Below are 25,285 nucleotides of genomic sequence, written 5' to 3' on the forward strand. Positions count from 1 at the left end.
CCCAGCCGGAATTCAACACTCGAAAAACAAAGGCAAAATCGCTATATGGAGGGCAACAAGGAGTGCCTATGGCCCGCATTGACCAGACCGATGATTGGCGGGAACGCCACGCACCGACGCTCACGACATTCGAACAACTCGCAGTGGAAGCCTACAGCCACCTGCCGCAGGAGTTCCGCCAACTGACGACCGACCTCATCATCGAGGTTGCCGATTTTCCAAGCGACGACGTCTTCGAGGACATGGCGCTGGAGACGCCGTTCGACCTGCTCGGCCTGTTCGAAGGCCGTGGCATCAGCGAACGTTTCACCATGGAGACAGGTGAGTTTCCGAACCGGATCATCCTTTATCGCCGCCCGATCATCGACTATTGGGCGGAAAACGAGGAAACGCTGGGCGACATCATCACCCATGTGCTGATCCACGAGATCGGCCACCATTTCGGCCTCTCCGACGACGATATGGAACGGATCGAGGCGAGCGTGGAGCACGTGGGCAACTAAGCCCCCATCCGCTCCGAGGCAGAGCCCCCGAAAAACAATCGGAAAACAAAAAAACGCTCCGGCCGGAAAGTCGAAGCGTTCCTGCTTTTTACTGTTCCGACAGCTTGATGTCGGGGTGGTAGTCCTTGCCTTCGACTTCCTTGAATACGGCCTGTCCGCATTGCATGTGCTGCGTATCCGCATTGAAGGCGTAGGTCGGTGAGCCGTGCAGGGACCAACCCTGGTTCAGTGCCGCCGTCACCTTATGGCAGAAGGACGCATCGTCGGGGCCGGTGAGGAAGCGGTAAAGTTTCAAAATCTTGCCTTTCGTTTTTCAATCATCTCCGCCTTGGCGGCGAGCTTCAGGGCCTGATCGAGATGCAGCCGCTCGATCATTCGGCCATGAAGATTGATGACACCTTTTTCCGCGTTCTCCGGCAGCGCGAAGGCGGCGATGATGGCGCGCGCCTCGTCGACGGCCGCCTGCTCGACGCCGAAGCGTTCGTTGGCCGGGCCGATCTGCAGCGGGTGGATCAGCATCTTGCCGTCATAGCCCATGTCGCGCCCCTGCCGGCACTCCTCGTCGAAACCGTCGGCGTCACGGAAATCGTTGAACACCGCATCGATGACGTCGAGACCGCTCCCGCGTGCGGCCAAAAGGATCTGCATCAGCCAGGGGATGAGGTACGGACGGCCGGGCCGGTCGGGAACACCGGTTTCCTTGCGCAGGTCGTTGAGGCCGACGACGAAACAATCGAGCCTGCCGCCGAAGGTGCGGCCGGTCTCGGCGATAACAGGCGCATTGACGACACCGCGCGGCGTTTCGATCATCGCCCAGAGACGCAACGCCTCCGGCGCATCGTTATCGGCCAGCCAGTCGGCGACGATCTGGATATCGGCCGGACTTTCGACCTTGGGCAGCAGGATTGCGTCAGGCTTTGCCGAAACGGCCGCCGCCAGATCCTGCTGGCCGAAGCCCGATCCGAGCGCATTGATGCGGATGATGACCTCACAATCCGGCCTGTTTTCGACGAGGTGGCGAACGAGGCCGTCCCGCGCCTCGGCCTTGCGCTCCGGCGCCACCGCATCCTCAAGGTCGAAGATCGCGGCATCGGCCGCAAGTTCCGCAACCTTGGCCAGTGCGCGGGCATTGTCGGCCGGCACTGAAAGCACCGAACGGCGCAGGCGAACGGGGTGATGTTCGATCGATTTTGTCATGCGGCCAGTTGTGCCCGCCTTTCCTTTTTTCCGCAAGACGAGGCGAACGGCCGCACCCCTCTTGCAAGCGGCGGCGGCAACACCCACATCCCGAGCAGAAAGGTGACGATCATGCAAAGCATACGTTCTGTTCTTTTTACGGCTCTCGCCATCACCATTACGCTGGCAGCCTTCGTCTTCACCGCATCGCTTGCGCTTGCGCTCGCCGGCATCGCCGCCGTTGTCGCGATCGGCAGCGCCATTGCCGCCCGGCTGAACCTGAAGCAGGCTCGAGCAACGGCCCGCCCGACCTCCGGCGCCGCCCCGCGCGAAATGCGCATCTGGAACGACGGTCGCGGCACGATCATCGATCTCTAGGCATCGATCTCCAGAGCGTTTCCGGTTTAGACGACGTCGCGGAAGCGCTCTATCTCCTTGTTTCTACGCACTTCCTGACGGGAACCGCTTCGCATTTTTCCCGAAATGCTTGAGTCTGCCCGACGCGGCAGCCCAATCTCGCTCGATTTTTTTGCGACACCCGTGTCGGCAAGACCCGCTTGCGTTCGTCCTTGGGTCAGGCCAGCAAAGGTCATGGCCACTGCATCATTCCCTCAACAGGAGCATGACATGGACAGCACGACGCAGAAAACAGACGCAAACCAGCTGCCGAAGGCCCTCAACGGCCTGGTGCCTTATCTCCAGGTCGACGGCGCGGCCAAGGCGGCGGAATTCTACAAGCACGCCTTCGGCGCAAAGGAAGCCTATCGGCAACCGGTCGACGACCAGGGCCGGACGATGCATATCCATCTCCACATCAACGGCAGCTCGCTGATGCTCAGTGACGCCTATCCGGAATACGGCCATGCCCTGGAAAAGCCGCAGGCCTTCAGCCTGATGCTGCCGGTCGACGACATCGACGCGTGGTGGAGCCAGGCGGTCGCCGCCGGCGCCGAAGTCGTGATGCCGATCGAATTGATGTTCTGGGGCGATCGCTACGGGCAGCTGCGCGACCCCTTCGGCGTGCTCTGGGCGCTGAACGCCCCAGTAAAAGCAGGCTAGAGTCAAGACAGGCTGAGACCGAAGCCAGACACCGGCCGATTTCGGCAAAACCCTCGGGCAAGGCGCCCAACGGATAAAACAACCGCGACAACACTTGCCGGGCAGGCGATTTCACCCGCCCGGCAAGCATCTTCGGGATAGATTTTCCTTCATTTCGGCGCAAAACTGATCTAAACGCTTACGCAACATTTCGCTGAAATCGAAGGCCTGAAGTTATGGAAAAGTTCGTCAAGCTCACCGGCGTCGCCGCTCCCCTCCCCGTCGTCAACGTCGACACGGACATGATCATTCCGAAGGATTACCTGAAGACGATCAAGCGCACCGGCCTCGGCACCGGACTTTTCGCCGAAGCGCGCTACAACGAGGACGGCTCGGTCAACCCGGATTTCGTGCTCAACAAGCCCGCCTACCAGAACGCCAAGATCCTGGTCGCCGGCGACAACTTCGGCTGCGGCTCCTCGCGCGAGCACGCACCGTGGGCGCTTCTCGACTTCGGCATCCGCTGCGTGATCTCGACCTCGTTCGCCGACATCTTCTACAACAACTGTTTCAAGAACGGCATCCTGCCGATCGTCGTCAGCCCGGAGAACCTGGACAAGCTGATGGACGACGCCTCGCGCGGCTCCAACGCCATCCTCTCGGTCGACCTGGAATCCCAGGAAATTACTGGTCCGGACGGCGGCACGGTCAAGTTCGAGGTCGATGCCTTCAAGCGCCACTGCCTGCTGAACGGCCTCGACGACATCGGCCTGACGCTGGAGAAGGCAACGGCCATCGACAGCTTCGAAAAGTCGACCACCGCCTCGCGCCCCTGGGCGTGAGCGACGGGATGACGCGCAAGCTCATCTCTTCCGGTTCGCCCTTCGAGAAGACGGCAGGCTATTCGCGTGCCGTCGCCAAGGGCGACTGGTGTTTCGTCTCCGGCACCACCGGCTACGACTACGCCACCATGACCATGCCGGAAACGGTGGAAGAGCAGGCGCACAATTGCCTGAAGACGATCGAGGGCGCGCTGAAAGAGGCGGGCTTCTCGCTCTTAGACGTGGTGCGCAATCACTACTACGTCACCGATGCCAGTTTCGCCGACCGGGTTTTTCCGATCTTCGGCGAGATGTTCGGCGAAATCCGCCCTGCCGCCACCATGATCGTCTGCGATCTCATCCGCCCGGAAATGCTGATCGAGATCGAGGTTACCGCCTTCCGCGGCTGACGTCTGACGGGTCGCAGCCAGCGGCAGTGACACCTGCACCGCTTATGCGCTACTGCAGAAGCATGACGACGGCCCTCGCCCGCAGGACCGTTTTCCGCATCACTATGACCGGAAGAAGCCCATGCAATTCGAAGGCACCGCCGACTATATCGCCGACAAGGACCTGATGATCGCCGTCAACGCCGCGATCCGGCTGGAACGGCCACTGCTCGTCAAGGGCGAGCCCGGCACCGGCAAGACCGAGCTTGCGCGGCAGGTTGCAGCTGCTCTGGGACTCGACCTGATCGAATGGAACGTCAAGTCGACGACCAAGGCGCAGCAGGGACTTTACGAATATGACGCCGTCTCGCGCCTGCGCGACAGCCAGCTCGGCGACGAGCGCGTCAACGACGTCAAGAACTACATCCGCAAGGGCAAGCTTTGGCAGGCCTTCGAGGCCGGGAAGCGTGTGGTGCTCTTGATCGACGAAATCGACAAGGCCGACATCGAGTTTCCGAACGACCTGCTGCAGGAACTCGACCGGATGGAGTTCCACGTCTACGAGACCAACGAGACGATCCACGCCCGCCAGCGGCCGATCGTCGTCATCACCTCCAACAACGAGAAGGAACTGCCGGACGCTTTTCTGCGCCGCTGCTTCTTCCACTATATCCGCTTTCCCGACGCAGACACGCTCGCCCGCATCGTCGAGGTGCACTATCCCGGCATCCGCAAGACGCTGCTTTCGGCAGCCCTTGCCGCCTTCTACGATATCCGCCAGGTGCCGGGGCTGAAGAAGAAGCCCTCGACCTCCGAAGCGCTCGACTGGATCCGCCTGCTCGTCGCCGACGAGATCGACCCGGCCGACCTGCGCGCCGATCCAAAGACCATGCTGCCGAAGCTGCACGGCGCGCTTCTCAAGAATGAGCAGGACGTCCACCTTTTCGAGCGCCTGGCCTTCATGGCACGCCGCGACGGATGAGACCGGACGCCAACAAGGTCCTGATCTACGCCACCTGGCGAGGGCATCTGCTCGTCTTCGACGAGCCGGACTTTCCCGATGTAGATCTGCAGGTCCCGGGCGGCACGATAGAACCGGGAGAAAGCCCTGAAGCGGCGGCCTTCCGCGAATTTGTCGAGGAGACCGGGCTGACGCCGCCGCCGGCATTATTGCCATTTAAAACGCAGGACTATCACTTCACGCAGAACGGCCGGAAAATCTGCCATCGCCGGCACTATTTCCATGGGCCGTTAGCCGGCGAACAAAAGGAACCCTGGCTGCACCGCGAAATGACGCCGGAGAGCGGTGGCCCGCCGATCCGCTTTCGCTTCTTCTGGCTCAGTCAGAGCGAGGCCGGCAAGCGGCTGGGATATGGCATGCAGAACGGTCTGGACTTGCTGCACCTAGCAACAGATTGCCCCTCACCCTAACCCTCTCCCCGCAAGCGGGGCGGGGGAACGCGGCGACCGCAACCTCATCACCTGCTGTAAGCCTGAAAGGGAGCCGAACGGCCGCGGCAATGTCCCTTCTCCCCGCCTGCGGGGAGAAGGTGGCGGCAGCCGGTAGAGGGGCCAACCCACACGAATCGTTTTTCATTGACCCCCGCGGCCTTGCCGCGCTATCAAACAATCCGTGGTGATTTGGCCGGCCGGCTTGCAGCCACGTTAAACAAATCGCTAAAGGGCCGAGGAAACGTGGATTTTCCGAGGACCGGTCGCGATCAATCGCCGCCGGTTTTTTTGTATTGATCGAGTGGAAGCCCCATGCCCATCAAGATACCCGATACGCTGCCCGCATTCGAGACCCTCGCGACCGAGGGCGTGCGGGTGATGACCGAGACCGTGGCGATCCGTCAGGATATCCGCCCGCTCCAGATCGGGCTGCTGAACCTCATGCCGAACAAGGTCAAGACCGAGATCCAGATGGCGCGCCTCATCGGCGCCTCGCCGCTGCAGGTCGAGCTGTCGCTGATCCGCATCGGCGCGCACCGCGCGAAGAACACCTCCGAGGAACACCTGCTTGCCTTCTACGAGACCTGGGAGGAGGTGAAGGCCCGCAAGTTCGACGGCTTCATCATCACCGGCGCCCCGGTCGAAACGCTGGAATACGAGGACGTCACCTATTGGGACGAACTCAAGCGCATCCTCGACTGGACGACGACCAACGTGCATTCGACGCTGAACGTCTGCTGGGGCGCGATGGCGGCGATCTATCATTTCCATGGCGTGCCGAAATATCCGCTGAAGGAGAAGGCTTTCGGCGTCTACCGCCACCAGAACCTGCAGCCCTCCTCCGTCTATCTCAACGGCTTTTCCGACGATTTCGCCGTGCCGGTGTCGCGCTGGACCGAAGTGCGCCGCGCCGACATCGATGCGGTGCCCGACCTTGAGATCCTGATGGAATCGAAGGAGATGGGTGTGTGCCTCGTGCACGAGAAGAAGGGCAAGCGCCTCTACATGTTCAATCACGTAGAGTATGATTCCACTTCGCTATCGGACGAATATTTCCGGGATGTGGATGCGGGCGTACCGATCAAGATGCCGCATGACTACTTCCCGCACAATGATTCAACCCTGCCGCCGCAGAACCGCTGGCGCAGCCATGCGCATCTTTTCTTCGGCAACTGGATCAACGAGATGTACCAGACGACGCCCTACGAAATGGACCTGATCGGCAGGAACGAAAGCTAGGGCCGGAGCCGCGGATGTTCATCCCCTTCTTCCTCGAATTGAAGGCCGCGAAGATCCCGGTGACGCTCCGGGAATTCCTGTCCTTGATCGAGGGCATGGAGGCGGGCATTGCCACCTTCGATATCGAGGCGTTCTATTTTCTCGCACGCACGGCATTGGTGAAGGATGAGCGCCATATCGACCGCTTCGACGGCGTATTCCGGCATTGTTTTTCCGGCCTTGAGGCCATCAATCCGCCAGACGAGTTCGCGCAGGGTGAAATCCCCGAAGAGTGGTTGCGCAAGCTTGCCGAAAAATATCTGACCGAGGAAGAGAAGCGCCTGGTCGAAAGCCTTGGCGGCTTCGAGACCCTGATGGAGACCTTGCGCCAGCGGCTCAGCGAACAGGAAGGGCGCCACCAGGGCGGCGCCAAATGGATCGGCACCGCCGGCACCTCACCCTTCGGCGCCTATGGCTACAATCCCGAAGGTGTGCGCATCGGCCAGGACGGCTCGCGGCACCGGCGCGCGGTCAAGGTGTGGGACCGGCGCGAATTCAGGGATTACGACGACACGGTCGAACTCGGCACGCGCAACATCAAGGTGGCGCTCAAACGGCTCAGGCGCTGGGTGCGCCAGGGTGCTGCCGACGAACTCGACCTCTCCGGCACGATCCGCGCCACCGCCGAGCACGGCTATCTCGATGTCGTCACCCGGCCGGAACGGCGCAATGCTATCAAGCTCTTGATGTTCTTCGACGTCGGCGGTTCGATGGACGACCATATCCGCATCGTTGAGGAGCTGTTTTCGGCGGCACGCGGCGAATTCCGCCACATGGAGCACTTCTACTTCCACAACTGCGTCTACGAAGGCCTGTGGAAGGACAATCGCCGCCGGCGCGCCGACATCACCCGCACGGCGGAGCTGCTGCGCACCTTCGGCAGCGACTACCGCGCGATCTTCGTCGGCGACGCATCGATGAGCCCCTATGAGATCAGCCACCCCGGCGGTTCGGTCGAGCATTGGAACGACGAGGCCGGCGGGCTCTGGCTCTCGCGTATCGCCGCCCATTTTCCCCGGTCTATCTGGCTCAATCCGGTTGCCGAGCAGCATTGGGGCTACACTCAGTCGATCGGCATGATCAGGAGCCTCGTAGGCGGACGGATGTTTCCCTTGACGCTTGCCGGACTGCAGGACGCGACGAAACAACTATCACGCTGAATCTACCGCAGAAAATCTCGATTTCCGGTTGCCGATCCACCTGAAATGACGCAGGTTGCTTGTCGTGAGGACTGCATGTTTCCGTAAATCGTAGAGCATCCCGCTTTCAAGTGGAATCACTGAAAGCGGATAAGATGCTCTAGAATCAAAGTGCTAGAGCGTCCTTTGTGTGTTCATCTGAACGCACGGCGCTCTAGCCGATTTAAGGATACAACATGCAGCAGTTCTAGAGTGTACAGCGACCTTTGCGCGTCTGCTAAGACGCGCGGCGCTGTGGGGGAGCCAGGCGATGGACAAGCATGCGGATACGGAAATCTTCGGACACCTGCCATCGGGTGAGCCGGTTCATCGTGTCGTGCTCTCCGGTGGTGGCCTTACTGCCTATATCCTCACCTGGGGCAGCGTGATCCAGGATCTGCGGCTGGATGGCCATGAGCCGCCGCTGGTGCTCGGGTTCACCGATCTCGAAAGCTATCTCGACCATTCCCCCTATTTTGGCGCGACGCCCGGCCGCTGCGCCAACCGTATTGGCGACGGTCGCTTCACGCTCGACGGCAAAACCTACCAGCTCGAATGCAATGAAAAAGGTGTGACCCACCTGCATGGCGGCAGCGACAACATCGGCAAGCGCAACTGGACGATCGTCAGCCACACACCGGACAGCGTCACGTTGGCGATCACCGACCCGGACGGCCGCGCCGGCTATCCCGGCAGCTGCCAGATCCGCTGCACCTACCAGCTCAAAGCCGGCGGCGTGCTCAGTGTCGTCTACGAGACGGAGACCGATCGGCCGACACTCGCCAATGTCTGCCAGCACAGCTATTTCAATCTCGATGGCGGCACGGACGCGCTTGGCCACGACATCATGATCGCCGCCGACCATTATCTGCCGACCAACGAGTTCCAGGTCCCGACGGGCGAAATCCGCCCGGTCGAAGGCACCGCCTTCGATCTCAGGGAAATGACCTCGCTCAAGCGCCAGACCGAGGGCGAACGCATCGCCTACGACCACAATTTCTGCCTTTCGCCGGAGCGCATGGCAAAACACTCAGTCGCCTTTGCCCGCAGCCTCAATTCCGGCGTGACGATGGAAGTGCTGACGACCGAGGCTGGCGTCCAGCTCTATACCGGCTTCAAGCTCGACGTGCCGGTGCCCGGCCTCGAAGGACGCCGCTACGGCGCCTTTGCCGGTTTCTGCCTTGAAACCCAGGTGTGGCCGGACGCGGTCAATCACGAGGGCTTTCCGAACGCGGTTCTGCGCCCCGGCGAACTCCGCCGCCAGGAAACCGACTATGTCTTCATGAAGAGCTGACAGGCGAGCGCATCGGCGCTGACAGCAGAGACAAGACGGCTGCTGCGTTTCGCCCGGGGCGAATGCATTGGCCGAAGCCAAAAGCATTTACAAGTAAAATGGTTGGGAAAATTGGAGCGGGTGAGGCGATTCGAACGCCCGACCCCAACCTTGGCAAGGTTGTGCTCTACCCCTGAGCTACACCCGCTCATTACCTCGGTCCGGGGGTAGTCGGTGGACCGTGGGTGCCGCGCTGTCTTGCGGCGACGGGCGCTATATGGCCTAAGCGATTTTGGAATGCAACAGGGAAATGTCGAGAAAGCGAATATTTTTTGGAAGCCTCCCCGGGAAGCCCGCAAATGCCGCGTTTTCGCGCCGCGCCGCCGTCTCTGAGATTGCACGCCGCGGCCGTTCTCCCCTAAAGCAGACTGGAAAAAAACGGAGCGGCAGGAGAATCACCCTCATGAACGAAGCGCAGCCGAAGACCGCGGACGAACTTTTCCGCTTTCTCGACGACCTCGGCATCGAACACAGCACCAAAAAACACGAGCCGGTGTTCACCGTGGCCGAATCGGTGGCATTGCGCGACGAAATCCCCGGCGGTCACACCAAGAACCTGTTCGTGAAGGACAAGAAGGACAACTACTTCCTTTTGACCGTAGAGGAACACGCGACCGTGGATCTGAAGACGGTACACCAGGTCATCGGTGCTGCGAGCAAGGTTTCCTTCGGCAAGCCGGAGAAGCTGATGGAATATCTCGGCGTCATCCCGGGAGCGGTGACCGCACTCGGCGCCATCAACGACACCGGCGGCAACGTCAAGGTGATCATCGACGAGGAATTGATGAAGTTCGATGTGATCAACTGCCACCCGCTTTCCAACGACGCGACGACCTCGATCGGCTCGAACGACCTGTTGCGCTTCATGGAAGCGACGGGACATGAACCGCTTGTCTTGAAAGTGACAGCCTGACATACGATCTTTGGCGCGAATGCAGGAAGCCGGATCACGAGCCGGCGAGGAGAGAAGAATGACGGGCAACGACAATCCCTATGCAGGGTCCTTCGGCAACCAGATGACCGCTTCGGCTTCCTTCGGCGGCCAGCCGGCCGCGGCCGCCGCACCGGGCGGCGACCTGATCAAGGAAACGACGACCGCCAACTTCAGCAAGGACGTGCTGGACGCCTCGCGCCAGCAGCCTGTTCTCGTCGATTTCTGGGCGCCCTGGTGCGGACCGTGCAAGCAGCTGACCCCCGTGATCGAAAAGGTCGTGACGGAAGCCGCCGGCCGCGTGAAGCTCGTCAAGATGAACATCGACGACCATCCGTCGATCGCCGGCCAGCTCGGCATCCAGTCGATCCCCGCCGTCATCGCTTTCGTCGGTGGGCGACCGGTCGACGGTTTCATGGGTGCCGTGCCTGAAAGCCAGATCAAGCAATTCATCGAAAAGATCGCCGGCCCCGCCGTCGACGACAGCAAGGCCGAGATCGAGGCAGCACTTGCCGACGCCAAGGGGTTGCTCGAAGCGGGCGATGCCGAGAACGCCGCCGGGCTCTTCGGCGCCGTGCTGCAGGCAGACCCGGAGAATGTGGTGGCTATTGCCGGCATGGTCGATTGCATGATCACGCTTGGCCAGATCGCCGAAGCGCGCGAAGCGCTTACGAGCCTGCCGGAAGATCTTGCCAAGGATGCCGGCATCAGCGCGATCGCCAAGAAGCTTGACCAGATCGAAGAAGCCCGCAAGCTCGGCGATCCGAACGCCCTGGAACAGCGGTTGGCGGCAAACCCTGACGACCATGAGGCGCGCATGATGCTCGCCAAGATCCGCAACGTGGAAGGCGACCGCAATGGCGCGGCCGACCACCTGCTGACGGTCATGAAGCGCGACCGGGCTTTCGACGACGATGGCGCACGGCGCGAGCTCGTCTCGTTCTTCGAAGTCTGGGGCCCGAAAGACCCGGCGACGATCGCCGCCCGCCGCAAGCTGTCGTCGATCCTCTTTTCCTGAGCAGAGCAGCAAGATCGGTGCGTTTTTCCCTTGAGATTTTCGAAGGGCGCACCATTTCTTGATCTGGTTGGCTATGCCTATGGGCGTGGCGGGGCAGAACCGGACATCTGCAAGGTCAATTGGAATGCATGTCGGAAATGCACGTTATCTTGGTCCGCAGGACTTGCCGGAGATCATTCCGGTGTTTCCGCTGACCGGTGCGCTGCTGCTCCCGGGTGCCCAGCTGCCGCTCAACATCTTCGAGCCACGCTACCTGGCGATGCTCGACGACGCTCTTTCCGGCAATCGGCTGGTCGGGATTGTCCAGCCCTCCTTCTGCGAAGGCCGCAACGACATCGGCGTCGGGCCGGTGCCCGCGCTCTGCGAGGTCGGCTGCATCGGCCGCATCACCTCCTTTGCCGAAACCGGCGACGGCCGCTACATCACCTCGCTGACCGGCGTATGCCGCTACCGACTGTTTAACGAGGTGGCCGGCACACGCGGCTATCGCCGCTTCCGTATCGGGCCCTTCACGGCCGATCTCGAAAATCGCGACGATGAAAGCCTTGTCGATCGCTCGGCGCTGCTGGCAGCCTTCAGGGCCTATCTGGAGGCCAACAAGCTGAAGGCCGACTGGGAGAGTGTCGAGCGCGCCAGCAACCGCACGCTGGTCAACTCCATGGCGATGATGTCGCCCTACGGACCGGCAGAAAAACAGGCGCTGCTGGAGGCCCCCGACCTCAAGACCCGCGCCGAGACGCTGATTGCCATTACCGAGATCGTGCTTGCGCGCAATTTCGGCGATGTCGACAACATTCTGCAGTAAGCGAGGGGTCATGGACGTCAACGCCAGCAAGGTCGATCCGAAACTGCTCGAACTGCTCGTCTGCCCGTTGACCAAGGGCCGGCTCAGCTATCGCGCCGAAGCCAATGAGTTGATCTCGGAAAAGGCACGGCTCGCCTATCCCATCCGCGACGGTGTGCCGATCATGCTGATCTCCGAGGCACGCAAGATCGAGGACTGACGCCAGCGGCCGATCCCACATCCTTTGACGATCAGTCAAGGAATAGCCCGTAAGTTGCCTGGACTATCGGTAGCTCGGCGGGACACGATGAACATCTGGCACTACGTCGTCGCGATCGTGACTCTGACCGCGCTTGGCGCGGCGGTCCATGTCTTCCGCTCGTCGTTCAATTTCATTCCCGATCGCTTCAATGCCGCGCCCGGCCAGTTCTGGCGCAATCACGCCATCGACGACATGCTGAGTGCGAACTACGGTTTCTGGGACATGGTCGCCGGGACCGAATACGACGAGGACGGATTTTACGAGTTCTTCAGCCGCAGAAATCTACGCATCTGCTTCACGTGGACGATCGCGATCGGCATGACATTGCTGTTGTCGTACCAGGATCTGCAAGACAAATTCACTGCCGTCGTCGATGTCGCGCCCGGCTGGCTCTGGGCGCTTTTCGTCTACCGGATCGAGAATCTCACCATCTTCTGACCCCTCAGATCGGCTGGCCGGAAAGCAGCCGCGGGTCCGCGTCGCCGGCAACGCCGGCCGCCTGGCGGATGAAGAAGCTTTTGAGGGACGGCAGCCGATCGACAAGACCGAGACCGAAGTCGCGGGCGATCCTGACGGGTGTAATGTCGTTCGAAAACAGTCGGTTGAGCACATCCGTGGTCACCCCCATGCGGAAGGTGTCGAACCGGCGCCAGCTCTGGTAGCGCTCGAGGATAGCAAGCGAACCGATATCGAGCCCGAGACGATCCGCCTCGACGATCGTCTCGGCCAGCGCCGCCACGTCCTTGAAGCCGAGATTGAGGCCCTGGCCGGAGATCGGGTGGATCCCGTGGGCGGCATCGCCCGCAAGCGCAAACCGCGGTTTTACGAAATCGCGCGCAAGGGTCAGGCCGAGCGGAAAGGCGCGACGGCCGCCGACAACCTTGAGATGGCCAAGCCTGTGGCCGAAGCGGCGCTCCAGCTCTTCTTCGAAGAGGAAATCGTCGCCCTTGACCAGGCGCTCCGCGTCCGCAGTGCGCTCGGTCCACACCAGCGACGAGCGATTGTTCTTGAGCGGCAGGGTGGCAAAGGGGCCGGCCGGCAGGAAATGCTCCTCGGCCGTGCCTTCGTGCGGGCGCTCATGCTCGACGGTGGTAACGATGCCCGACTGGCCATAGTCGAATTCGACCGTCTTGATGCCGGCCGCATCGCGCAGCTTCGAGCGCACGCCATCGCAGGCAACCAGCAGACGGGCCTCCAACTGCTCGCCGCCGGTAAGCGTCACCGCAACCGCATGATCGCCGCTCTCGAAGGTTTCGACCATGGTCGACTGCCGCACGGTTACACCAAACTCCTCGCAGGCGGCGCGCAGCGCGCCGACCATGGCCGTGTTCGGCACCATATGGGCAAAGGGCCGCCCCTCCTCCCCCTCGCCGTCGAAGGTGAGGAAAACCGGGCGCACCGGATCGGATGTCTTCGAATCGGTGATGACCATGCGCCGGATCGGATCGGCCTCCGGCACAATCGCCTGCCACACGCCGAGAACATCGAGCATGCGCTCAGCTGCCGAGGCGACGGCAGAGGCGCGCTCGTCGCGCTTCCAGGCGCCTTCCGGCGCACCGTCTATGACGGAAACTTCGAGATGCGGTGCCGCCTTCTTCAGCGATACCGCGAGCGAAAGGCCGACATAGCCGCCACCGGCAATCAACACATCGATCATCCGCTTTCTCCCGTCGCACTTGAGCATCGTTTCATGCCTATATAGATCAATGCCATCGCCGTTCCTACCATCGGAGACAGCCGAAATGTCGCGCCCCACTGAGACCGCAACGCCCATGGATGCGCTGCTTGCCACACTCGACCTCGAAAAGCTCGAGGAGAACCTGTTCCGTGGCCGCAGTCCCCAGGTCGGCTGGCAGCGCGTGTTCGGCGGCCAGGTGATCGGGCAGGCGCTGGTCGCAGCCCAGCGCACTGTCGACGAAGGCCGCTACGTGCACTCGCTGCACGCCTATTTCATGCGCCCAGGCGATCCGTCCGTGCCGATCATCTACGAGGTGGACCGCATCCGCGACGGCTCGAGCTTCGCCACGCGGCGTGTCGTCGCCATCCAGCACGGCAAGGCGATCTTCTCAATGTCGGCGTCGTTCCAATATGACGAGGACGGCTTCGAACATCAGATCGACATCCCCAACGTGGCGATGCCGGAAACCCTGCCGGGCGAGCAGGAGCTGAAGGACAAGTTCCTGGCGCACGCCCCCGAAGCGATCCGCCGCTACTGGGAGCGGCCACGGCCGATCGAGATCCGGCCGGTCTCGCTCACCCACTATTTCGCCCGCAACGATGGTAAGCCGACCCAGGACGTCTGGGTCAAGGCCGTCGGCCATGTGCCCGACGAGCGCCACCTGCAGGCGGCCGTGCTTGCCTACCTCTCGGACATGACGCTGCTCGACACGTCGCTCTATGCCCATGGCACGTCGGTGTTCGATCGCAACCTGCAGGTTGCAAGCCTCGATCACGCCATGTGGTTCCATCGCCCCTGCAAGATGGACGACTGGCTGCTCTATACCCAGGACAGCCCCAGTGCCCATGGTGCCCGCGGCATGACCCGCGGCAGCCTTTTTGACCGTTCCGGCGTGCTGATTGCCTCGGTGGCGCAGGAAGGCCTGATCCGGAAAAAGGCAGCTGAACAGGAATAGGGCACTTATTCTTTTCTGCCTATTTTTTAATCTTCTAAAGTGACGATTTTTTAGCGCGTCGCGGCACCGTCGCTGTGCGTGATAATTTTCCCATGCCTTTTCATAGGTTTAGCGTGCCACGACGAATCTGGCACGCCCCTTGAATGTAGCTGTCCGGTTGCACGGCGCTTTCAGCGTTCCGCAGCAAGGAGAGATGGCCTCCGACCGGAGGCGAACAAGGATGGGAAACCGATGAAAATTGTGATGGCCATTATCAAGCCGTTCAAGCTCGATGAGGTTCGCGAAGCCCTCACTGCTGTTGGCATCCAGGGCCTGACCGTAACCGAGGTTAAAGGCTACGGCCGCCAGAAGGGACATACTGAAATCTATCGCGGCACCGAATACGCCGTGAGCTTCCTGCCAAAGCTGAAGATCGAGATCGCGGTCGCCTCGGAGGTCGTCGACAAGGCCGTGGAAGCGATCGCCGTTGCCGCCAAGACCGGCCAGATCGGCGACGGCAAGATCTTTGTCTACTCCATTGACCATGCCGTGCGCATCCGCACCGGCGAAACCGATTCAGAAGCGTTGTAAGCCACGCCGTTCAGGGAGCACTACTCGATGTCGTCAAGCAAACTTTCCACCTCTCTGGTCAGGATCGGCGCAGCCTCTGCCGCCCTTCTTGCACCGGTCGTCGCCTTTGCCCAGGAAGCCGCACCGGCAGCCGCCGCTGCCACCACCGCAGCACCCGTTCCCGACAAGGCCGACACGGCCTTCATGTTCATCTCCACGCTGCTCGTCTTCTTCATGCTGATCCCAGGCCTCGCGCTGTTCTACGGCGGCCTCGTTCGCGCCAAGAACATGCTGTCGGTCCTGATGCAGTGCACCGTCATCGGCGCAACGATGATGATCGTCTGGGTCGTCTATGGCTATTCGTTCGCCTTCGGCGGCTCGACCAACCCCTATTTCGGCGGCTTCGCCAAGATGTTCCTCGCAGGCGTCTCGGTTGACAGCACGTCGGCCACCTTCTCCCAAGGCGTGGTCATTCCGGAATACATCTTCATGCTGTTCCAGATGACGTTTGCAGCGCTGACGCCGGCCCTCATCATCGGCGCCTTTGCCGAGCGCATCAAATTCTCGGCGGCCGTGCTCTTCTCCGTCCTCTGGGCAACCTTCGTCTACTTCCCGATCGCCCACATGGTCTGGGACGGCAACGGCCTGCTCTTCGGCATGGGCGCCCTCGACTTCGCCGGCGGCACCGTCGTGCACATCAATGCCGGTGTTGCGGGCCTCATCGGCGCGATCATGGTCGGCAAGCGCACCGGTTTCGGCAAGGACATGATGGCACCGCATTCGATGACGCTGACGCTCGTCGGCGCAGCGATGCTGTGGTTCGGCTGGTTCGGTTTCAACGCCGGCTCCAACCTCGAGGCATCAGGCGGCGCGTTGCTCGCAACCGTCAACACCTTCCTCGCGACCGCAGCAGCCATCCTTTCCTGGTCGGTCGTCGAAACCTTCACCCGCGGCAAGGCCTCGATGCTCGGTGCAGCCTCGGGCATGATCGCCGGCCTCGTCGCCATTACGCCTGCCGCCGGCATCGCCGGCCCGATGGGCGCGATCGTCATGGGCCTGATCGTTTCGCCGCTGTGCTACTTCTTCGTCTCGGTGGTGAAGAACAAGTTCGGCTACGACGACACCGCTGACGTCTTCGGCGTTCACGGCGTCGGCGGCTTCTTCGGTGCGCTGGCGACCGGCATCTTCGCATCGTCATCGCTCGGCGGCATCGGCTATGCCGACGGCGTCACCATGGGCGGCCAGTTCATGACCCAGCTCACCGCCGTCGCCATCACCATCATCTGGTGCGGCGTGGTCTCGGCCATCCTCTACAAGGTGGTCGACGCGATCGTCGGGCTCCGGGTCTCGGTCGAAGCCGAACGCGAAGGTCTCGACCTCTCGTCCCACGGCGAAGCCGCCTACCACAGCTAAGCCAATCGCGGCGCCGTCAACAGGCGCCGCTCAACGTCCCGTCGCGGTCCGTCTGATACGGATCGCCTTTGGCCCGGATCGACTGATCCGGGCTTTTTTTCCCTTTCATGCGGATTGCACGCCTCGCCCACCGGTATTTTAGCGGCATACACGCATGGTTAATGTCGCATTAACCGTGCTTCGCTTAGGTTGATTCCATGGCACGCAATGTGTCTTGAAGATCGAGACGGGCAGCAGGCAACATGAGCAGAAGCAATCCGGCAACGCTTGACAGCCGTTCCAACCGGTTCGTGCTAACCACATTCGTATGGCGACAGATCGCGTCGCTGGCGGGCTTTGCGCTGTTTGGCGCACTGGCGCTGGCAATCGCGGCGCTATCGACATGGAACGTTGCCGACCCGAGCTTCTCCTACGCCACCTCCGACGAGCCGACCAACGTGCTCGGTTATGCCGGCGCGGCCTTTGCCGACATCTTCATGCAGTTTTTCGGGCTTGCAAGCGTCGTCGCCCTGCTTCCGGCCGTTGCCTGGGCGCTGGTGCTGATCGGCGGCAAGCGCTTCGACAAGATCTTCAAGCGCCTCGGCCTCTGGTTCGTCGGATCGGTGCTTGCAGGCGCGGCCTTGAGCTGCGTCCCGGCGCCGATCACCTGGCCGCTGCCCAACGGCCTCGGCGGCGTCTTCGGCGACATGATCCTGCGGTTTCCCGCGCTGTTCACCGGCGCCTTCCCGACCGGCACCTTCGCTACCGTGCTTGCCTGCATCTTCGCCGCTCCTGCCGCCTGGTGCCTGATCTACAGCGCCGGCCTGATCGGTGTCGGCGAGGAGGAGGACGAAGACGAGATCGAGGCGCCGACGCCGAGCAAGGCGCGCACCGTGCGCGACGAACTGGACGAAGACGACAGCGAAGGCCCCTTCACCCTGCTGATGGGCTCTTTCGCCCACTTGCGCTACACCGTGCAGGCACGCGTCCGCCGCATCTTCGGCATGAGCGGTACCCGCACGCCGACGAAGCGCCAGTACGATGAGCCCTACGATTTCAACAATGACGAATTCGGCACGCTGAACGAGCCGGTCCGGCCGAAGCCGATGGCCGGCGACCGCATCGAACCTTCGCTCGACCGTTCCGAGCGCCGCATCGTCACGCCACCGCCGATCATGGCTGATGACGATGACGACATGCCCTTCGACATGGACGAGCGCCGCCCCGCCGGCATTCTGTCCGATGACGAGGACGACGATCTTGACGCAGCAGCCGACTGGGCGCCGAAAGCAGCACCGCCGAAGCAGGGTCTGCCGAAGGCCGGCTCGCGTGTTGCCACCCCGCCGCCTCGCCCGAAGACCAGCCAGCGGCTCGAGCGCGAGGCGCAGCGCTCCTTCGTCGAGGACGATGACGGCGATTTCGCGCTGCCGCCAATGCATTTCCTCGCCGAGCCGAAGAACGTCACCCGCGACGCTTCGCTCTCCGCCGACGCGCTGGAGCAGAACGCCCGCATGCTCGAAGGTGTGCTTGAGGACTTCGGCGTCAAGGGTGAGATCATCCACGTCCGCCCGGGCCCGGTCGTTACCCTTTATGAACTGGAGCCGGCGCCGGGCATCAAATCCTCCCGGGTCATCGGCCTTGCCGACGACATCGCCCGCTCGATGAGCGCCATTGCTGCCCGCGTCGCCGTCGTGCCGGGCCGCAACGCCATCGGCATCGAATTGCCCAACCAGCGCCGCGAAACCGTTTATCTGCGCGAACTGATCGGCTCGCGCGACTTCGAGACCAGCAAGGCGCGCCTGGCCATGGCGCTCGGTAAGACCATCGGCGGCGAACCGGTGGTCGCCGATCTCGCCAAGATGCCGCATCTGCTCGTCGCCGGCACCACCGGCTCGGGCAAGTCAGTGGCGATCAACACCATGATCCTGTCGCTGCTCTACCGCCTGCGTCCCGACCAGTGCCGCCTGATCATGATCGACCCGAAGATGCTCGAACTCTCCGTCTATGACGGCATCCCGCACCTGCTTTCGCCCGTCGTGACCGACCCGAAGAAGGCGGTCGTCGCGCTCAAGTGGACGGTGCGCGAGATGGAAGAGCGCTACAAGAAGATGTCGAAGATCGGCGTGCGCAACATCGACGGCTTCAACACCCGCGTCGAGCAGGCGCTGGCCAAGGGCGATGCGATCACCCGCACGGTGCAGACCGGCTTCGACCGCCAGACCGGCGAGGCGATCTACGAGACCGAGGAATTCGATCTGTCGCCGATGCCCTATATCGTCGTCATCATCGACGAAATGGCCGACCTGATGATGGTCGCCGGCAAGGACATCGAAGGCGCGGTGCAGCGGCTGGCGCAGATGGCGCGCGCTGCCGGCATTCATGTGATCATGGCGACGCAGCGCCCGTCGGTCGACGTCATCACCGGTACGATCAAGGCCAACTTCCCGACCCGCATCTCCTTCCAGGTGACGTCGAAGATCGACAGCCGCACCATCCTTGGCGAACAGGGTGCCGAACAGCTGCTCGGCATGGGCGACATGCTCTACATGGCCGGTGGCGGACGCATCCAGCGCGTCCACGGTCCCTTCGTCTCCGACACCGAAGTCGAGGAAGTCGTCGCCTATCTCAAGACCCAGGGCACACCGCAATATCTCGACGCGATCACCGAAGATGACGACGAGGACAATGACGGCGGCGGCCCCGCCGGCACGTCCAATCTTGCCGATTCCGACGACCCCTACGACCAGGCGGTGGCGATCGTTCTGCGCGACGGCAAGGCCTCCACATCCTATGTGCAACGTCGCCTCGGGATAGGCTATAATAGGGCCGCTTCACTGATCGAGCGCATGGAACAGGAAGGCATCATCGGCCCGGCAAACCATGCCGGCAAACGGGAAATCCTCGTGCCGACCGAAGCGGAAATCACTGGCCGGTAAACCCGGCTTTCGTCCCGGGCGATGATCCATGCCCGGTAACGGTCATGTGAGAGCGCGGCCCGCCGAAGGCCATGAAAAACGCCTTGAAGGTGCCGCACTTGCGCTCCAGATGATTCAGGAAATGAAGGAGACTGTGATGACAGAGACGAAAACCACCCTGGGCAGCAATCCGGCGATGTCGCGCCGTGTATTCGTTTGCGGCCTCGCGGCGCTCGCGGGCATGGGTGGCGCCGGTCTTGACGTCACCAAGGCCTTTGCCCAGGCCCCGGCCTCCGCCCAGAAGATCGCCGATCATTTCTCGTCGGTGAAGACCATGTCCGGCGAATTCGTGCAGTTCGGCCCGCGCGGCGAGCAGACCGGTGGCAAGTTCTACATCCGCCGCCCCGGCCGCATCCGCTTCAACTACGAGGCGCCTTCGCCGATGCGCGTGATTTCCGACGGCAAGTCGGTGGTCATCGGCAATATGAAGCTGAAGACCTGGGATATCTACCCGCTCTCCAAGACGCCGCTGAACCTGTTGCTCAGCGAGCGGATCGACCTGACCGGCAAGATGGTGCGCGACGTCAAGGAAGAATCAGACCTCATCACCATCGTGCTCGGGGATCGCTCGATCTTCGGCGATTCGACCATCACCATGATGTTCGATCCGAAGACCTACGACCTGCGCCAGTGGACGATCACCGATGCGCAGAAGAAGGACACGTCGGTGATGATCTTCAACGTCCGGACCGGCATCGCGCTCGACGACAAGGTGTTCAAGATTCCTTACGACGAGGTTCGCAACAAACGGGGCGGCTAAGACCGCCTCAGCATAGGCATTGTGGACATCGGCCGCCCACTGCATGTGTCCTCGGATCCGATCTAAGGATAAAACATGCAGCGCGTCAAAGTGCGCAGCGACCTTTTCATGCATTCCTTGTCCCGACGCGCCAGACCTGCTTAAACCTCCCCGACATCGAAAACATATCCGTCCTGAGCCGGCTTTCCATTCGTCGAACGCCCGGACCTACCCAATCATGGGGAATGAGCAATGGCCCTTTCCGTCGCCACGTGGAATATCAACTCCGTTCGCCTGCGCATGCCGCTGATCGAACATCTGCTGAAGACCTGGCAGCCCGACATTCTCTGCCTGCAGGAAACCAAGTGCCCGAACGACCAGTTTCCGTCAAAGCCACTCAAGGCACTCGGCTACAACCATATCGAGATGCACGGCCAGAAGGGCTATCACGGCGTCGCGACGATCTCGCGTCTGCCCCTGCACGAGCTTAGCGACCGCCGCGACTATTGCGGCGTCGGCGATGCGCGCCACCTTTCGGTGGTGTTCGAGGCGGGCGGCAAGAAGATCCGCCTGCACAATTTCTACGTTCCCGCCGGCGGCGACGAACCGGACAGGTCGATCAACCCGAAGTTCGGCCACAAGCTCGATTTCGTCGATGAGATGAAGCTGCTGCACGCCGAAGCCGAGGCGGGCATCTCCTCCATCCTCGTCGGCGACCTCAACATCGCGCCGCTCGAGGACGACGTCTGGTCGCACAAGCAACTCCTGAAGATCGTCAGCCATACGCCGATCGAAACCGAGGGCCTCAACACGGTGATGAACGGCGGCGCCTGGGTCGACCTGATGCGCCAGCATGCGCCGGCGCCGACCAAGCTCTATACCTGGTGGAGCTACCGCGCGAAGGATTGGGAAGCGGCCGACCGCGGCCGACGCCTCGACCACATCTGGTCGTCGGCCGACCTCGCGCCGAAGCTGACGCAGGTGGATATCCTGCGGGAAGCGCGCGGCTGGGAGCGGCCGTCGGACCATGTGCCGGTGATCGCGCATTTCGATATTTAGAGCGGCAACGCTCTACTGCGTGTTTCCTTAAATCCTATTCGATTTAAGGATAAAAACATGTAGCACGATCAGCTGCATCAAGAAAAGATGAGTAAAAATCTCATATTTTTCTTGATCCTGTTTTTCGAAGCGATTATCCCTTTTTGCGAGCGGCGGGGACACCGCCTCCGGCGGCTAAGCAGCCGTCGTTTCCATTGATTTTCGGGTGCTTCGCTCCGGGCCAGTCCGGAGGGCTTTCGTGCGCCCGCAAAAGGGGCCAGATCATGCGCAAGATTTTTCCGAACAGACCCGTTCGCACCTCGCTTCGTTCCCTTTCGGCAACAACGGCACTACTCGCGATCACGATCGGACTGCTATCAAATTCCGCCACCGCGCAGACGGCCACGAGTGAGAAGACGACGCGGCTGCAGAAGATCGAGGTTTCGGCCGCACAGGCGGCCACCAGCATCGCCGAGGACAATGATACCATCGCACCGTCGCGCAATATCACGGCGCTGAAGACCGACACGCCACTGGTCGAGACCCCGCGCTCGGTCTCCGTCGTCACCCGCAAGGAACTGGAGGAGCGTGGCGCCCAGGACATGATCCAGGCAACCCGCTATGCCGCCGGTGTTACCACCGGCGCCTTCGGCTTCGACCCGCGCTTCGACCAGATCTACATTCGCGGCTTCGAGACGACCACAACCGGCGACTTCCGCGACGGCCTGCGCCAGCCCTATATGAACTACGGCACCTTCCCGACCGAGATCTACGGTCTCGACCGCATCGAGATCATCAAGGGACCGGTGTCGGTGCTGTACGGCGCCGCCGGTGTCGGCGGCATCGTCAACCGCATTTCCAAGATGCCGCAGGACGACACGCACCGCGAGGTCGAAGTTCAATACGGCACGATCGGCCGCGCCCAGACGGCCTTCGATTTCGGCGGCCCGGCGACCGCCGAAGGCGACTTTCTCTATCGTATCGTCGGTCTGCTGCGGAACGGCGAAACCAGCTACGACGTTGCCGACGACCGCTACCTGCTGCAGCCCTCCTTCACCTGGAAGCCGGACGAGGCAACGTCGCTGACCGTCTACGGCCTCGGACAGAAGGGCGAGAGCGATGCCAGCCCGCGGGTGTTCGAATATGGCGGCAAGCTGCTGCGCTACAGCGATCCGGAATACGATCACCAGAAGGTGCGGCAGTATCAGGCTGGCTTCAAGCTCGAGCACGAATTCGACAATGGCCTGATCTTCCGTCAGCACGCCCGCGTCAGCGACATGGATTTGGACGCCCGCTATCTCGAGTTCGGCACGGCAACTGGCAATGTCTACGAGCGGTCGCCGGTCGCGATTACCGACAATCAGCGCGCCTACCAGATCGACAACCAGTTGCTGGCGACCTTCGATACCGGCGCCATCTCGCACACACTGCTGACCGGCCTCGACTATACCTGGATCACGTCAGACTTCGGGCTCGGCTTTGGCGCCAGCGATCCGGCCTATCGCTTCGACCTCGACAATCCGACCTTCGGCATCACCGGCCCGACGCCCGCGCTCACCAGCTTCAGTGGCCGCGATCTGCGCCAGACCGGCATCTATGCTGAGGACCAGGCGGAATTCGGCAACTGGCGCGCCGTCGCCGGCCTGCGCCACGACTGGGTGGACCAGACGAGCACCAACAAGAACACCGGTGCAGTCGACCGCAAGGACGACGGTGAAGTCACCGGCCAGGTGGGCCTGCTCTACCTCTTCGACAACGATATTGCGCCCTACGCCAGCTACGGCACGTCCTTCGTGCCGAGCACGCAGCTCTCGGCAGATGGTACGGTTTTGGATCCGACGACGGGCGAGCAGATCGAACTGGGCATCAAATACCAGCCGGAAGGCGAGGCCTATTCGCTGAGCGCCGCCGTCTACCGGATCGTCGAAACCGGGGCGCCGCAATATGTCGCGGACGCGTCGCTGCCCGTCGGCTACTACTACAAATCTTCGGGCGAGGTGACCACCAAGGGCTTCGAGGTCGAGGCGCGACGCGAATTCGACAATGGCTTCAGCCTGATCGCCGCCTACACCTACAACGACGCCGAGATCACCGGGAACGTCAATCCCGCATTGATCGGCAACGTGCCCTCGACCAAGCCGCGCAACATCGCATCCCTCTGGGTGAACTACCTCGTGCCAGACGATACGCAGCTCGCCGGTCTCAGCCTTGGCGGCGGTATCCGCGCCACCTCCAAGTCCTTCACCTCCGACGACAATACGGCGGAAAACGGCGGCGCCGTCTACTTCGACGCGTCGATCGCCTATGATTTCGGCGTGAAAAATCCCGATCTGAACGGATTGTCGCTGGCCGTCAGCGCAACCAACATTGGCGACCGGCGCGAAGAAGTCTGCACCGACGGTTACTGCTACTTCGGCCAGGGCCGCACCGTGCTCGGCACGCTCAAGTACAAATGGTAGGTGAAAACGCCTGGCGTGCGACCGTCTATCGGGAGTGCGTCAGGCGAAACGGCCGGCCAGTGCGCCTGCGCGGCGGATCATCGCCTGCAGGTTCTCGCGGATGCGCGCCTCCACGAGGGCGGCAACTTCCGGGTATTCTTCCAGCATGCGCCGGAACAGCGGGCGATTGATGCGGATCACTTCGCTGTCTTCGTCCGCGGTCGCGGTAAACTTGCGTTCCACCATCGAGATCAGCGCCAGTTCCGAGAGAAGCGCGCCGCGGCCGACGGTGGTGACATCCTCCATCGCGCCGTCGGCATTGGCTTTCGAAAGCGAGAGGCTGCCGCTGGCAATGGCAAAGGCGCAATCGGCCGGAGCGCCCTCGCGAAACAGCTCCTGCCCTTTGAACACGCGTCGACGTTCGGCGCCAAAGGCAATCAGCCTCAGCTTGTCCTCGCTGATATCGGCAAAAAGCGGCACATTGGACAGAAGAACGATGTCGTCGTTGAGCGCCAAACGGCTAACCTCCCTGAATCACGATGCTCCGGGGTTCGAAACCCAAGAGCATAGCAATCGATGCAAATAGTCCGAAGCAGCTGACGTGCGGAGAAATCATCGGACGTCGCCGCCTCACGGAACGATCTTGTAGCCGCCGTTCTCTGTCACCAAAATCTCGGCATTGGAAGGGTCTCGCTCGATTTTCTGGCGGAGCCGATAGACATGTGTTTCGAGCGTATGCGTCGTCACGCCGGAATTGTAACCCCAGACTTCTTCGAGCAGCACGTCGCGCGTCACCACCTTCTGGTCGGCGCGATAGAGATAGCGGATGATCGCCGCTTCCTTTTCGGTCAGCCGGATCTTCTGGCCGTTTTCGAGCGTCAGCAGCTTCTGGCTCGGCTTGAACGTGTAGGGACCGACACTGAAGGTCGCATCTTCGCTCTGTTCGTGCTGGCGCAGCTGCGCGCGGATACGGGCGAGGAGGACGGCGAAGCGGAACGGCTTGGTGACATAGTCGTTCGCGCCGGCTTCCAGACCGAGGATCGTATCCGAATCCGTGTCATGACCGGTGAGCATGATGATCGGCGCCTTGAAGCCGCCCTTGCGCAAGAGCTTGACCGCCTCGCGCCCGTCCATGTCGGGCAGACCGACATCCATGATCAGCAGATCGACCTGCTGGGCGCGCGCCGCCTGTATCCCCTTGCCGGCAGTCGCTTCCTGAAGAAGATCGAACTCCTCGTACAGCGAAAGCTGTTCGACCAACGTTTCGCGCAGGTCATTGTCGTCGTCGACAAGAAGAATGGTACGGGTCGCCATGGGACAATTCCTGTTTGCTTCCGGTTTCAAACTAGCTCAAATGC

Annotated in this window: 27 protein-coding genes, 1 tRNA gene and 1 riboswitch; of the genes, 22 read left to right on the forward strand and 6 right to left on the reverse strand. The window is 61.9% G+C overall.

Features of this window, described 5'->3' with window-relative positions:
• Positions 1 to 68: 68 nt before the first annotated feature.
• Positions 69 to 503 carry a metallopeptidase family protein gene (locus ASD52_RS31320; protein WP_025425137.1) on the forward strand — a complete coding sequence of 145 codons (435 nt, stop codon included), beginning with the start codon at positions 69 to 71 and terminating at the stop codon, positions 501 to 503.
• Between the two features lie 88 nt (positions 504 to 591).
• On the opposite strand, the gene ASD52_RS31325 is transcribed toward ASD52_RS31320, so the two are convergent.
• A complete protein-coding gene (locus ASD52_RS31325; RefSeq protein WP_025425138.1) occupies positions 592 to 798 on the reverse strand; it encodes a DUF1737 domain-containing protein in 207 nt (68 codons plus the stop codon).
• Complete coding sequence (locus tag ASD52_RS31330) at positions 795 to 1,700, reverse strand: CoA ester lyase (protein ID WP_025425139.1); 906 nt, start codon at positions 1,698 to 1,700, stop codon at positions 795 to 797. Before ASD52_RS31330 ends, ASD52_RS31325 begins: the two co-directional genes overlap by 4 nt.
• A 111-nt stretch (positions 1,701 to 1,811) precedes the next feature.
• Between ASD52_RS31330 and ASD52_RS31335 the strand changes: the two genes are divergently transcribed.
• From ASD52_RS31335 to ASD52_RS31375, 9 genes are all read left to right on the forward strand, one after another.
• Positions 1,812 to 2,057 (forward strand): hypothetical protein, encoded by a 246-nt coding sequence (locus tag ASD52_RS31335; RefSeq protein WP_025425140.1) that lies wholly within the window; start codon positions 1,812 to 1,814, stop codon positions 2,055 to 2,057.
• 249 nt (positions 2,058 to 2,306) lie between these two features.
• Entirely contained in the window at positions 2,307 to 2,738 is a 432-nt protein-coding gene (locus ASD52_RS31340) for a glyoxalase/bleomycin resistance/extradiol dioxygenase family protein (protein WP_025425141.1), read from the forward strand.
• A gap of 215 nt (positions 2,739 to 2,953) precedes the next feature.
• Positions 2,954 to 3,559 (forward strand): 3-isopropylmalate dehydratase small subunit, encoded by a 606-nt coding sequence (gene leuD / locus ASD52_RS31345; RefSeq protein ID WP_025425142.1) that lies wholly within the window; start codon positions 2,954 to 2,956, stop codon positions 3,557 to 3,559.
• An 8-nt stretch (positions 3,560 to 3,567) separates the two neighbouring features.
• Positions 3,568 to 3,948 carry a RidA family protein gene (locus ASD52_RS31350; RefSeq protein ID WP_025425143.1) on the forward strand — a complete coding sequence of 127 codons (381 nt, stop codon included), beginning with the start codon at positions 3,568 to 3,570 and terminating at the stop codon, positions 3,946 to 3,948.
• Positions 3,949 to 4,069: 121 nt separating this feature from the next.
• Complete coding sequence (locus ASD52_RS31355; RefSeq protein WP_025425144.1) at positions 4,070 to 4,909, forward strand: MoxR family ATPase; 840 nt, start codon at positions 4,070 to 4,072, stop codon at positions 4,907 to 4,909.
• A complete protein-coding gene (locus ASD52_RS31360; RefSeq protein ID WP_025425145.1) occupies positions 4,906 to 5,358 on the forward strand; it encodes an NUDIX domain-containing protein in 453 nt (150 codons plus the stop codon). The genes ASD52_RS31355 and ASD52_RS31360 overlap by 4 nt, the downstream gene beginning before the upstream one ends.
• Positions 5,359 to 5,550: 192 nt before the next feature.
• A riboswitch (SAM riboswitch) is annotated at positions 5,551 to 5,628 on the forward strand.
• 63 nt (positions 5,629 to 5,691) lie between these two features.
• The gene (gene metA / locus ASD52_RS31365) at positions 5,692 to 6,618 is read left to right on the forward strand and encodes a homoserine O-succinyltransferase (RefSeq protein ID WP_025425146.1); all 927 of its coding nucleotides are present in this window, start codon (positions 5,692 to 5,694) and stop codon (positions 6,616 to 6,618) included.
• Positions 6,619 to 6,632: 14 nt separating this feature from the next.
• Positions 6,633 to 7,817, forward strand: coding sequence for a VWA domain-containing protein (locus tag ASD52_RS31370; protein WP_025425147.1), 1,185 nt, complete (start codon positions 6,633 to 6,635; stop codon positions 7,815 to 7,817).
• 289 nt (positions 7,818 to 8,106) lie between these two features.
• Positions 8,107 to 9,129, forward strand: coding sequence for an aldose epimerase family protein (locus tag ASD52_RS31375; protein ID WP_025425148.1), 1,023 nt, complete (start codon positions 8,107 to 8,109; stop codon positions 9,127 to 9,129).
• Between the two features lie 112 nt (positions 9,130 to 9,241).
• Here ASD52_RS31375 and ASD52_RS31380 read toward each other — a convergent pair.
• Positions 9,242 to 9,316, reverse strand: a tRNA-Gly gene (locus ASD52_RS31380).
• A gap of 255 nt (positions 9,317 to 9,571) precedes the next feature.
• Here ASD52_RS31380 and ASD52_RS31385 point away from each other — a divergent pair.
• The 5 genes from ASD52_RS31385 (at position 9,572) to ASD52_RS31405 (ending at position 12,601) form a co-directional block, all read left to right on the forward strand.
• Positions 9,572 to 10,081 carry a prolyl-tRNA synthetase associated domain-containing protein gene (locus ASD52_RS31385; protein WP_025425149.1) on the forward strand — a complete coding sequence of 170 codons (510 nt, stop codon included), beginning with the start codon at positions 9,572 to 9,574 and terminating at the stop codon, positions 10,079 to 10,081.
• A 58-nt stretch (positions 10,082 to 10,139) separates the two neighbouring features.
• Positions 10,140 to 11,117, forward strand: coding sequence for a thioredoxin (gene trxA / locus ASD52_RS31390; protein WP_025425150.1), 978 nt, complete (start codon positions 10,140 to 10,142; stop codon positions 11,115 to 11,117).
• Positions 11,118 to 11,241: 124 nt separating this feature from the next.
• Positions 11,242 to 11,922 (forward strand): LON peptidase substrate-binding domain-containing protein, encoded by a 681-nt coding sequence (locus tag ASD52_RS31395; RefSeq protein WP_025425151.1) that lies wholly within the window; start codon positions 11,242 to 11,244, stop codon positions 11,920 to 11,922.
• A 10-nt stretch (positions 11,923 to 11,932) separates the two neighbouring features.
• Entirely contained in the window at positions 11,933 to 12,121 is a 189-nt protein-coding gene (locus ASD52_RS31400; protein ID WP_025425152.1) for a Trm112 family protein, read from the forward strand.
• Positions 12,122 to 12,208: 87 nt separating this feature from the next.
• On the forward strand, positions 12,209 to 12,601 hold the full coding sequence (locus ASD52_RS31405) for a hypothetical protein (protein ID WP_025425153.1): 393 nt from the start codon (positions 12,209 to 12,211) through the stop codon (positions 12,599 to 12,601).
• Between the two features lie 4 nt (positions 12,602 to 12,605).
• On the opposite strand, the gene ASD52_RS31410 is transcribed toward ASD52_RS31405, so the two are convergent.
• Positions 12,606 to 13,820, reverse strand: coding sequence for a ubiquinone biosynthesis hydroxylase (locus ASD52_RS31410; protein ID WP_057226450.1), 1,215 nt, complete (start codon positions 13,818 to 13,820; stop codon positions 12,606 to 12,608).
• An 85-nt stretch (positions 13,821 to 13,905) separates the two neighbouring features.
• Here ASD52_RS31410 and tesB point away from each other — a divergent pair, with 85 nt between their 5' ends.
• From tesB to ASD52_RS31445, 7 genes are all read left to right on the forward strand, one after another.
• On the forward strand, positions 13,906 to 14,796 hold the full coding sequence (gene tesB, locus ASD52_RS31415) for an acyl-CoA thioesterase II (protein WP_025425155.1): 891 nt from the start codon (positions 13,906 to 13,908) through the stop codon (positions 14,794 to 14,796).
• Between the two features lie 231 nt (positions 14,797 to 15,027).
• Positions 15,028 to 15,366 carry a P-II family nitrogen regulator gene (locus ASD52_RS31420; RefSeq protein WP_025425156.1) on the forward strand — a complete coding sequence of 113 codons (339 nt, stop codon included), beginning with the start codon at positions 15,028 to 15,030 and terminating at the stop codon, positions 15,364 to 15,366.
• Positions 15,367 to 15,393: 27 nt separating this feature from the next.
• Positions 15,394 to 16,758, forward strand: a complete 1,365-nt coding sequence (locus tag ASD52_RS31425) for an ammonium transporter (RefSeq protein ID WP_057226453.1) — start codon at positions 15,394 to 15,396, stop codon at positions 16,756 to 16,758.
• Positions 16,759 to 17,000: 242 nt separating this feature from the next.
• On the forward strand, positions 17,001 to 19,673 hold the full coding sequence (locus ASD52_RS31430; RefSeq protein WP_025425157.1) for a DNA translocase FtsK: 2,673 nt from the start codon (positions 17,001 to 17,003) through the stop codon (positions 19,671 to 19,673).
• Between the two features lie 136 nt (positions 19,674 to 19,809).
• Entirely contained in the window at positions 19,810 to 20,472 is a 663-nt protein-coding gene (locus ASD52_RS31435; RefSeq protein WP_025425158.1) for an outer membrane lipoprotein carrier protein LolA, read from the forward strand.
• Between the two features lie 231 nt (positions 20,473 to 20,703).
• Positions 20,704 to 21,510 carry an exodeoxyribonuclease III gene (locus ASD52_RS31440; RefSeq protein WP_025425159.1) on the forward strand — a complete coding sequence of 269 codons (807 nt, stop codon included), beginning with the start codon at positions 20,704 to 20,706 and terminating at the stop codon, positions 21,508 to 21,510.
• 263 nt (positions 21,511 to 21,773) lie between these two features.
• Positions 21,774 to 23,948 (forward strand): TonB-dependent siderophore receptor, encoded by a 2,175-nt coding sequence (locus tag ASD52_RS31445; RefSeq protein ID WP_057221806.1) that lies wholly within the window; start codon positions 21,774 to 21,776, stop codon positions 23,946 to 23,948.
• Positions 23,949 to 23,987: 39 nt separating this feature from the next.
• On the opposite strand, the gene ASD52_RS31450 is transcribed toward ASD52_RS31445, so the two are convergent.
• Positions 23,988 to 24,443 carry a cyclic nucleotide-binding domain-containing protein gene (locus tag ASD52_RS31450; protein ID WP_025425161.1) on the reverse strand — a complete coding sequence of 152 codons (456 nt, stop codon included), beginning with the start codon at positions 24,441 to 24,443 and terminating at the stop codon, positions 23,988 to 23,990.
• 114 nt (positions 24,444 to 24,557) lie between these two features.
• Complete coding sequence (locus ASD52_RS31455; protein ID WP_025425162.1) at positions 24,558 to 25,241, reverse strand: response regulator transcription factor; 684 nt, start codon at positions 25,239 to 25,241, stop codon at positions 24,558 to 24,560.
• Between the last annotated feature and the right edge of the window lie 44 nt (positions 25,242 to 25,285).

Source organism: Ensifer sp. Root142 (assembly GCF_001426785.1).
Taxonomy (GTDB): domain Bacteria; phylum Pseudomonadota; class Alphaproteobacteria; order Rhizobiales; family Rhizobiaceae; genus Ensifer; species Ensifer canadensis.

Excerpts from the sequence above, each read along its gene's own strand:
- ASD52_RS31350 (WP_025425143.1), top strand. The coding sequence starts at position 3,568 with ATGACGCGCAAGCTCATCTCTTCCGGTTCGCCCTTCGAGAAGACGGCA.
- ASD52_RS31370 (WP_025425147.1), top strand. The coding sequence starts at position 6,633 with ATGTTCATCCCCTTCTTCCTCGAATTGAAGGCCGCGAAGATCCCGGTG.
- ASD52_RS31320 (WP_025425137.1), top strand. The coding sequence starts at position 69 with ATGGCCCGCATTGACCAGACCGATGATTGGCGGGAACGCCACGCACCG.
- metA (WP_025425146.1), top strand. The coding sequence starts at position 5,692 with ATGCCCATCAAGATACCCGATACGCTGCCCGCATTCGAGACCCTCGCG.
- ASD52_RS31410 (WP_057226450.1), bottom strand. The coding sequence starts at position 13,820 with ATGATCGATGTGTTGATTGCCGGTGGCGGCTATGTCGGCCTTTCGCTC.
- ASD52_RS31455 (WP_025425162.1), bottom strand. The coding sequence starts at position 25,241 with ATGGCGACCCGTACCATTCTTCTTGTCGACGACGACAATGACCTGCGC.
- ASD52_RS31335 (WP_025425140.1), top strand. The coding sequence starts at position 1,812 with ATGCAAAGCATACGTTCTGTTCTTTTTACGGCTCTCGCCATCACCATT.
- leuD (WP_025425142.1), top strand. The coding sequence starts at position 2,954 with ATGGAAAAGTTCGTCAAGCTCACCGGCGTCGCCGCTCCCCTCCCCGTC.
- tesB (WP_025425155.1), top strand. The coding sequence starts at position 13,906 with ATGTCGCGCCCCACTGAGACCGCAACGCCCATGGATGCGCTGCTTGCC.
- ASD52_RS31355 (WP_025425144.1), top strand. The coding sequence starts at position 4,070 with ATGCAATTCGAAGGCACCGCCGACTATATCGCCGACAAGGACCTGATG.
- ASD52_RS31445 (WP_057221806.1), top strand. The coding sequence starts at position 21,774 with ATGCGCAAGATTTTTCCGAACAGACCCGTTCGCACCTCGCTTCGTTCC.
- ASD52_RS31375 (WP_025425148.1), top strand. The coding sequence starts at position 8,107 with ATGGACAAGCATGCGGATACGGAAATCTTCGGACACCTGCCATCGGGT.
- ASD52_RS31340 (WP_025425141.1), top strand. The coding sequence starts at position 2,307 with ATGGACAGCACGACGCAGAAAACAGACGCAAACCAGCTGCCGAAGGCC.
- ASD52_RS31435 (WP_025425158.1), top strand. The coding sequence starts at position 19,810 with ATGACAGAGACGAAAACCACCCTGGGCAGCAATCCGGCGATGTCGCGC.
- trxA (WP_025425150.1), top strand. The coding sequence starts at position 10,140 with ATGACGGGCAACGACAATCCCTATGCAGGGTCCTTCGGCAACCAGATG.
- ASD52_RS31385 (WP_025425149.1), top strand. The coding sequence starts at position 9,572 with ATGAACGAAGCGCAGCCGAAGACCGCGGACGAACTTTTCCGCTTTCTC.
- ASD52_RS31395 (WP_025425151.1), top strand. The coding sequence starts at position 11,242 with ATGCATGTCGGAAATGCACGTTATCTTGGTCCGCAGGACTTGCCGGAG.
- ASD52_RS31405 (WP_025425153.1), top strand. The coding sequence starts at position 12,209 with ATGAACATCTGGCACTACGTCGTCGCGATCGTGACTCTGACCGCGCTT.
- ASD52_RS31330 (WP_025425139.1), bottom strand. The coding sequence starts at position 1,700 with ATGACAAAATCGATCGAACATCACCCCGTTCGCCTGCGCCGTTCGGTG.
- ASD52_RS31400 (WP_025425152.1), top strand. The coding sequence starts at position 11,933 with ATGGACGTCAACGCCAGCAAGGTCGATCCGAAACTGCTCGAACTGCTC.
- ASD52_RS31360 (WP_025425145.1), top strand. The coding sequence starts at position 4,906 with ATGAGACCGGACGCCAACAAGGTCCTGATCTACGCCACCTGGCGAGGG.
- ASD52_RS31440 (WP_025425159.1), top strand. The coding sequence starts at position 20,704 with ATGGCCCTTTCCGTCGCCACGTGGAATATCAACTCCGTTCGCCTGCGC.
- ASD52_RS31425 (WP_057226453.1), top strand. The coding sequence starts at position 15,394 with ATGTCGTCAAGCAAACTTTCCACCTCTCTGGTCAGGATCGGCGCAGCC.
- ASD52_RS31420 (WP_025425156.1), top strand. The coding sequence starts at position 15,028 with ATGAAAATTGTGATGGCCATTATCAAGCCGTTCAAGCTCGATGAGGTT.
- ASD52_RS31430 (WP_025425157.1), top strand. The coding sequence starts at position 17,001 with ATGAGCAGAAGCAATCCGGCAACGCTTGACAGCCGTTCCAACCGGTTC.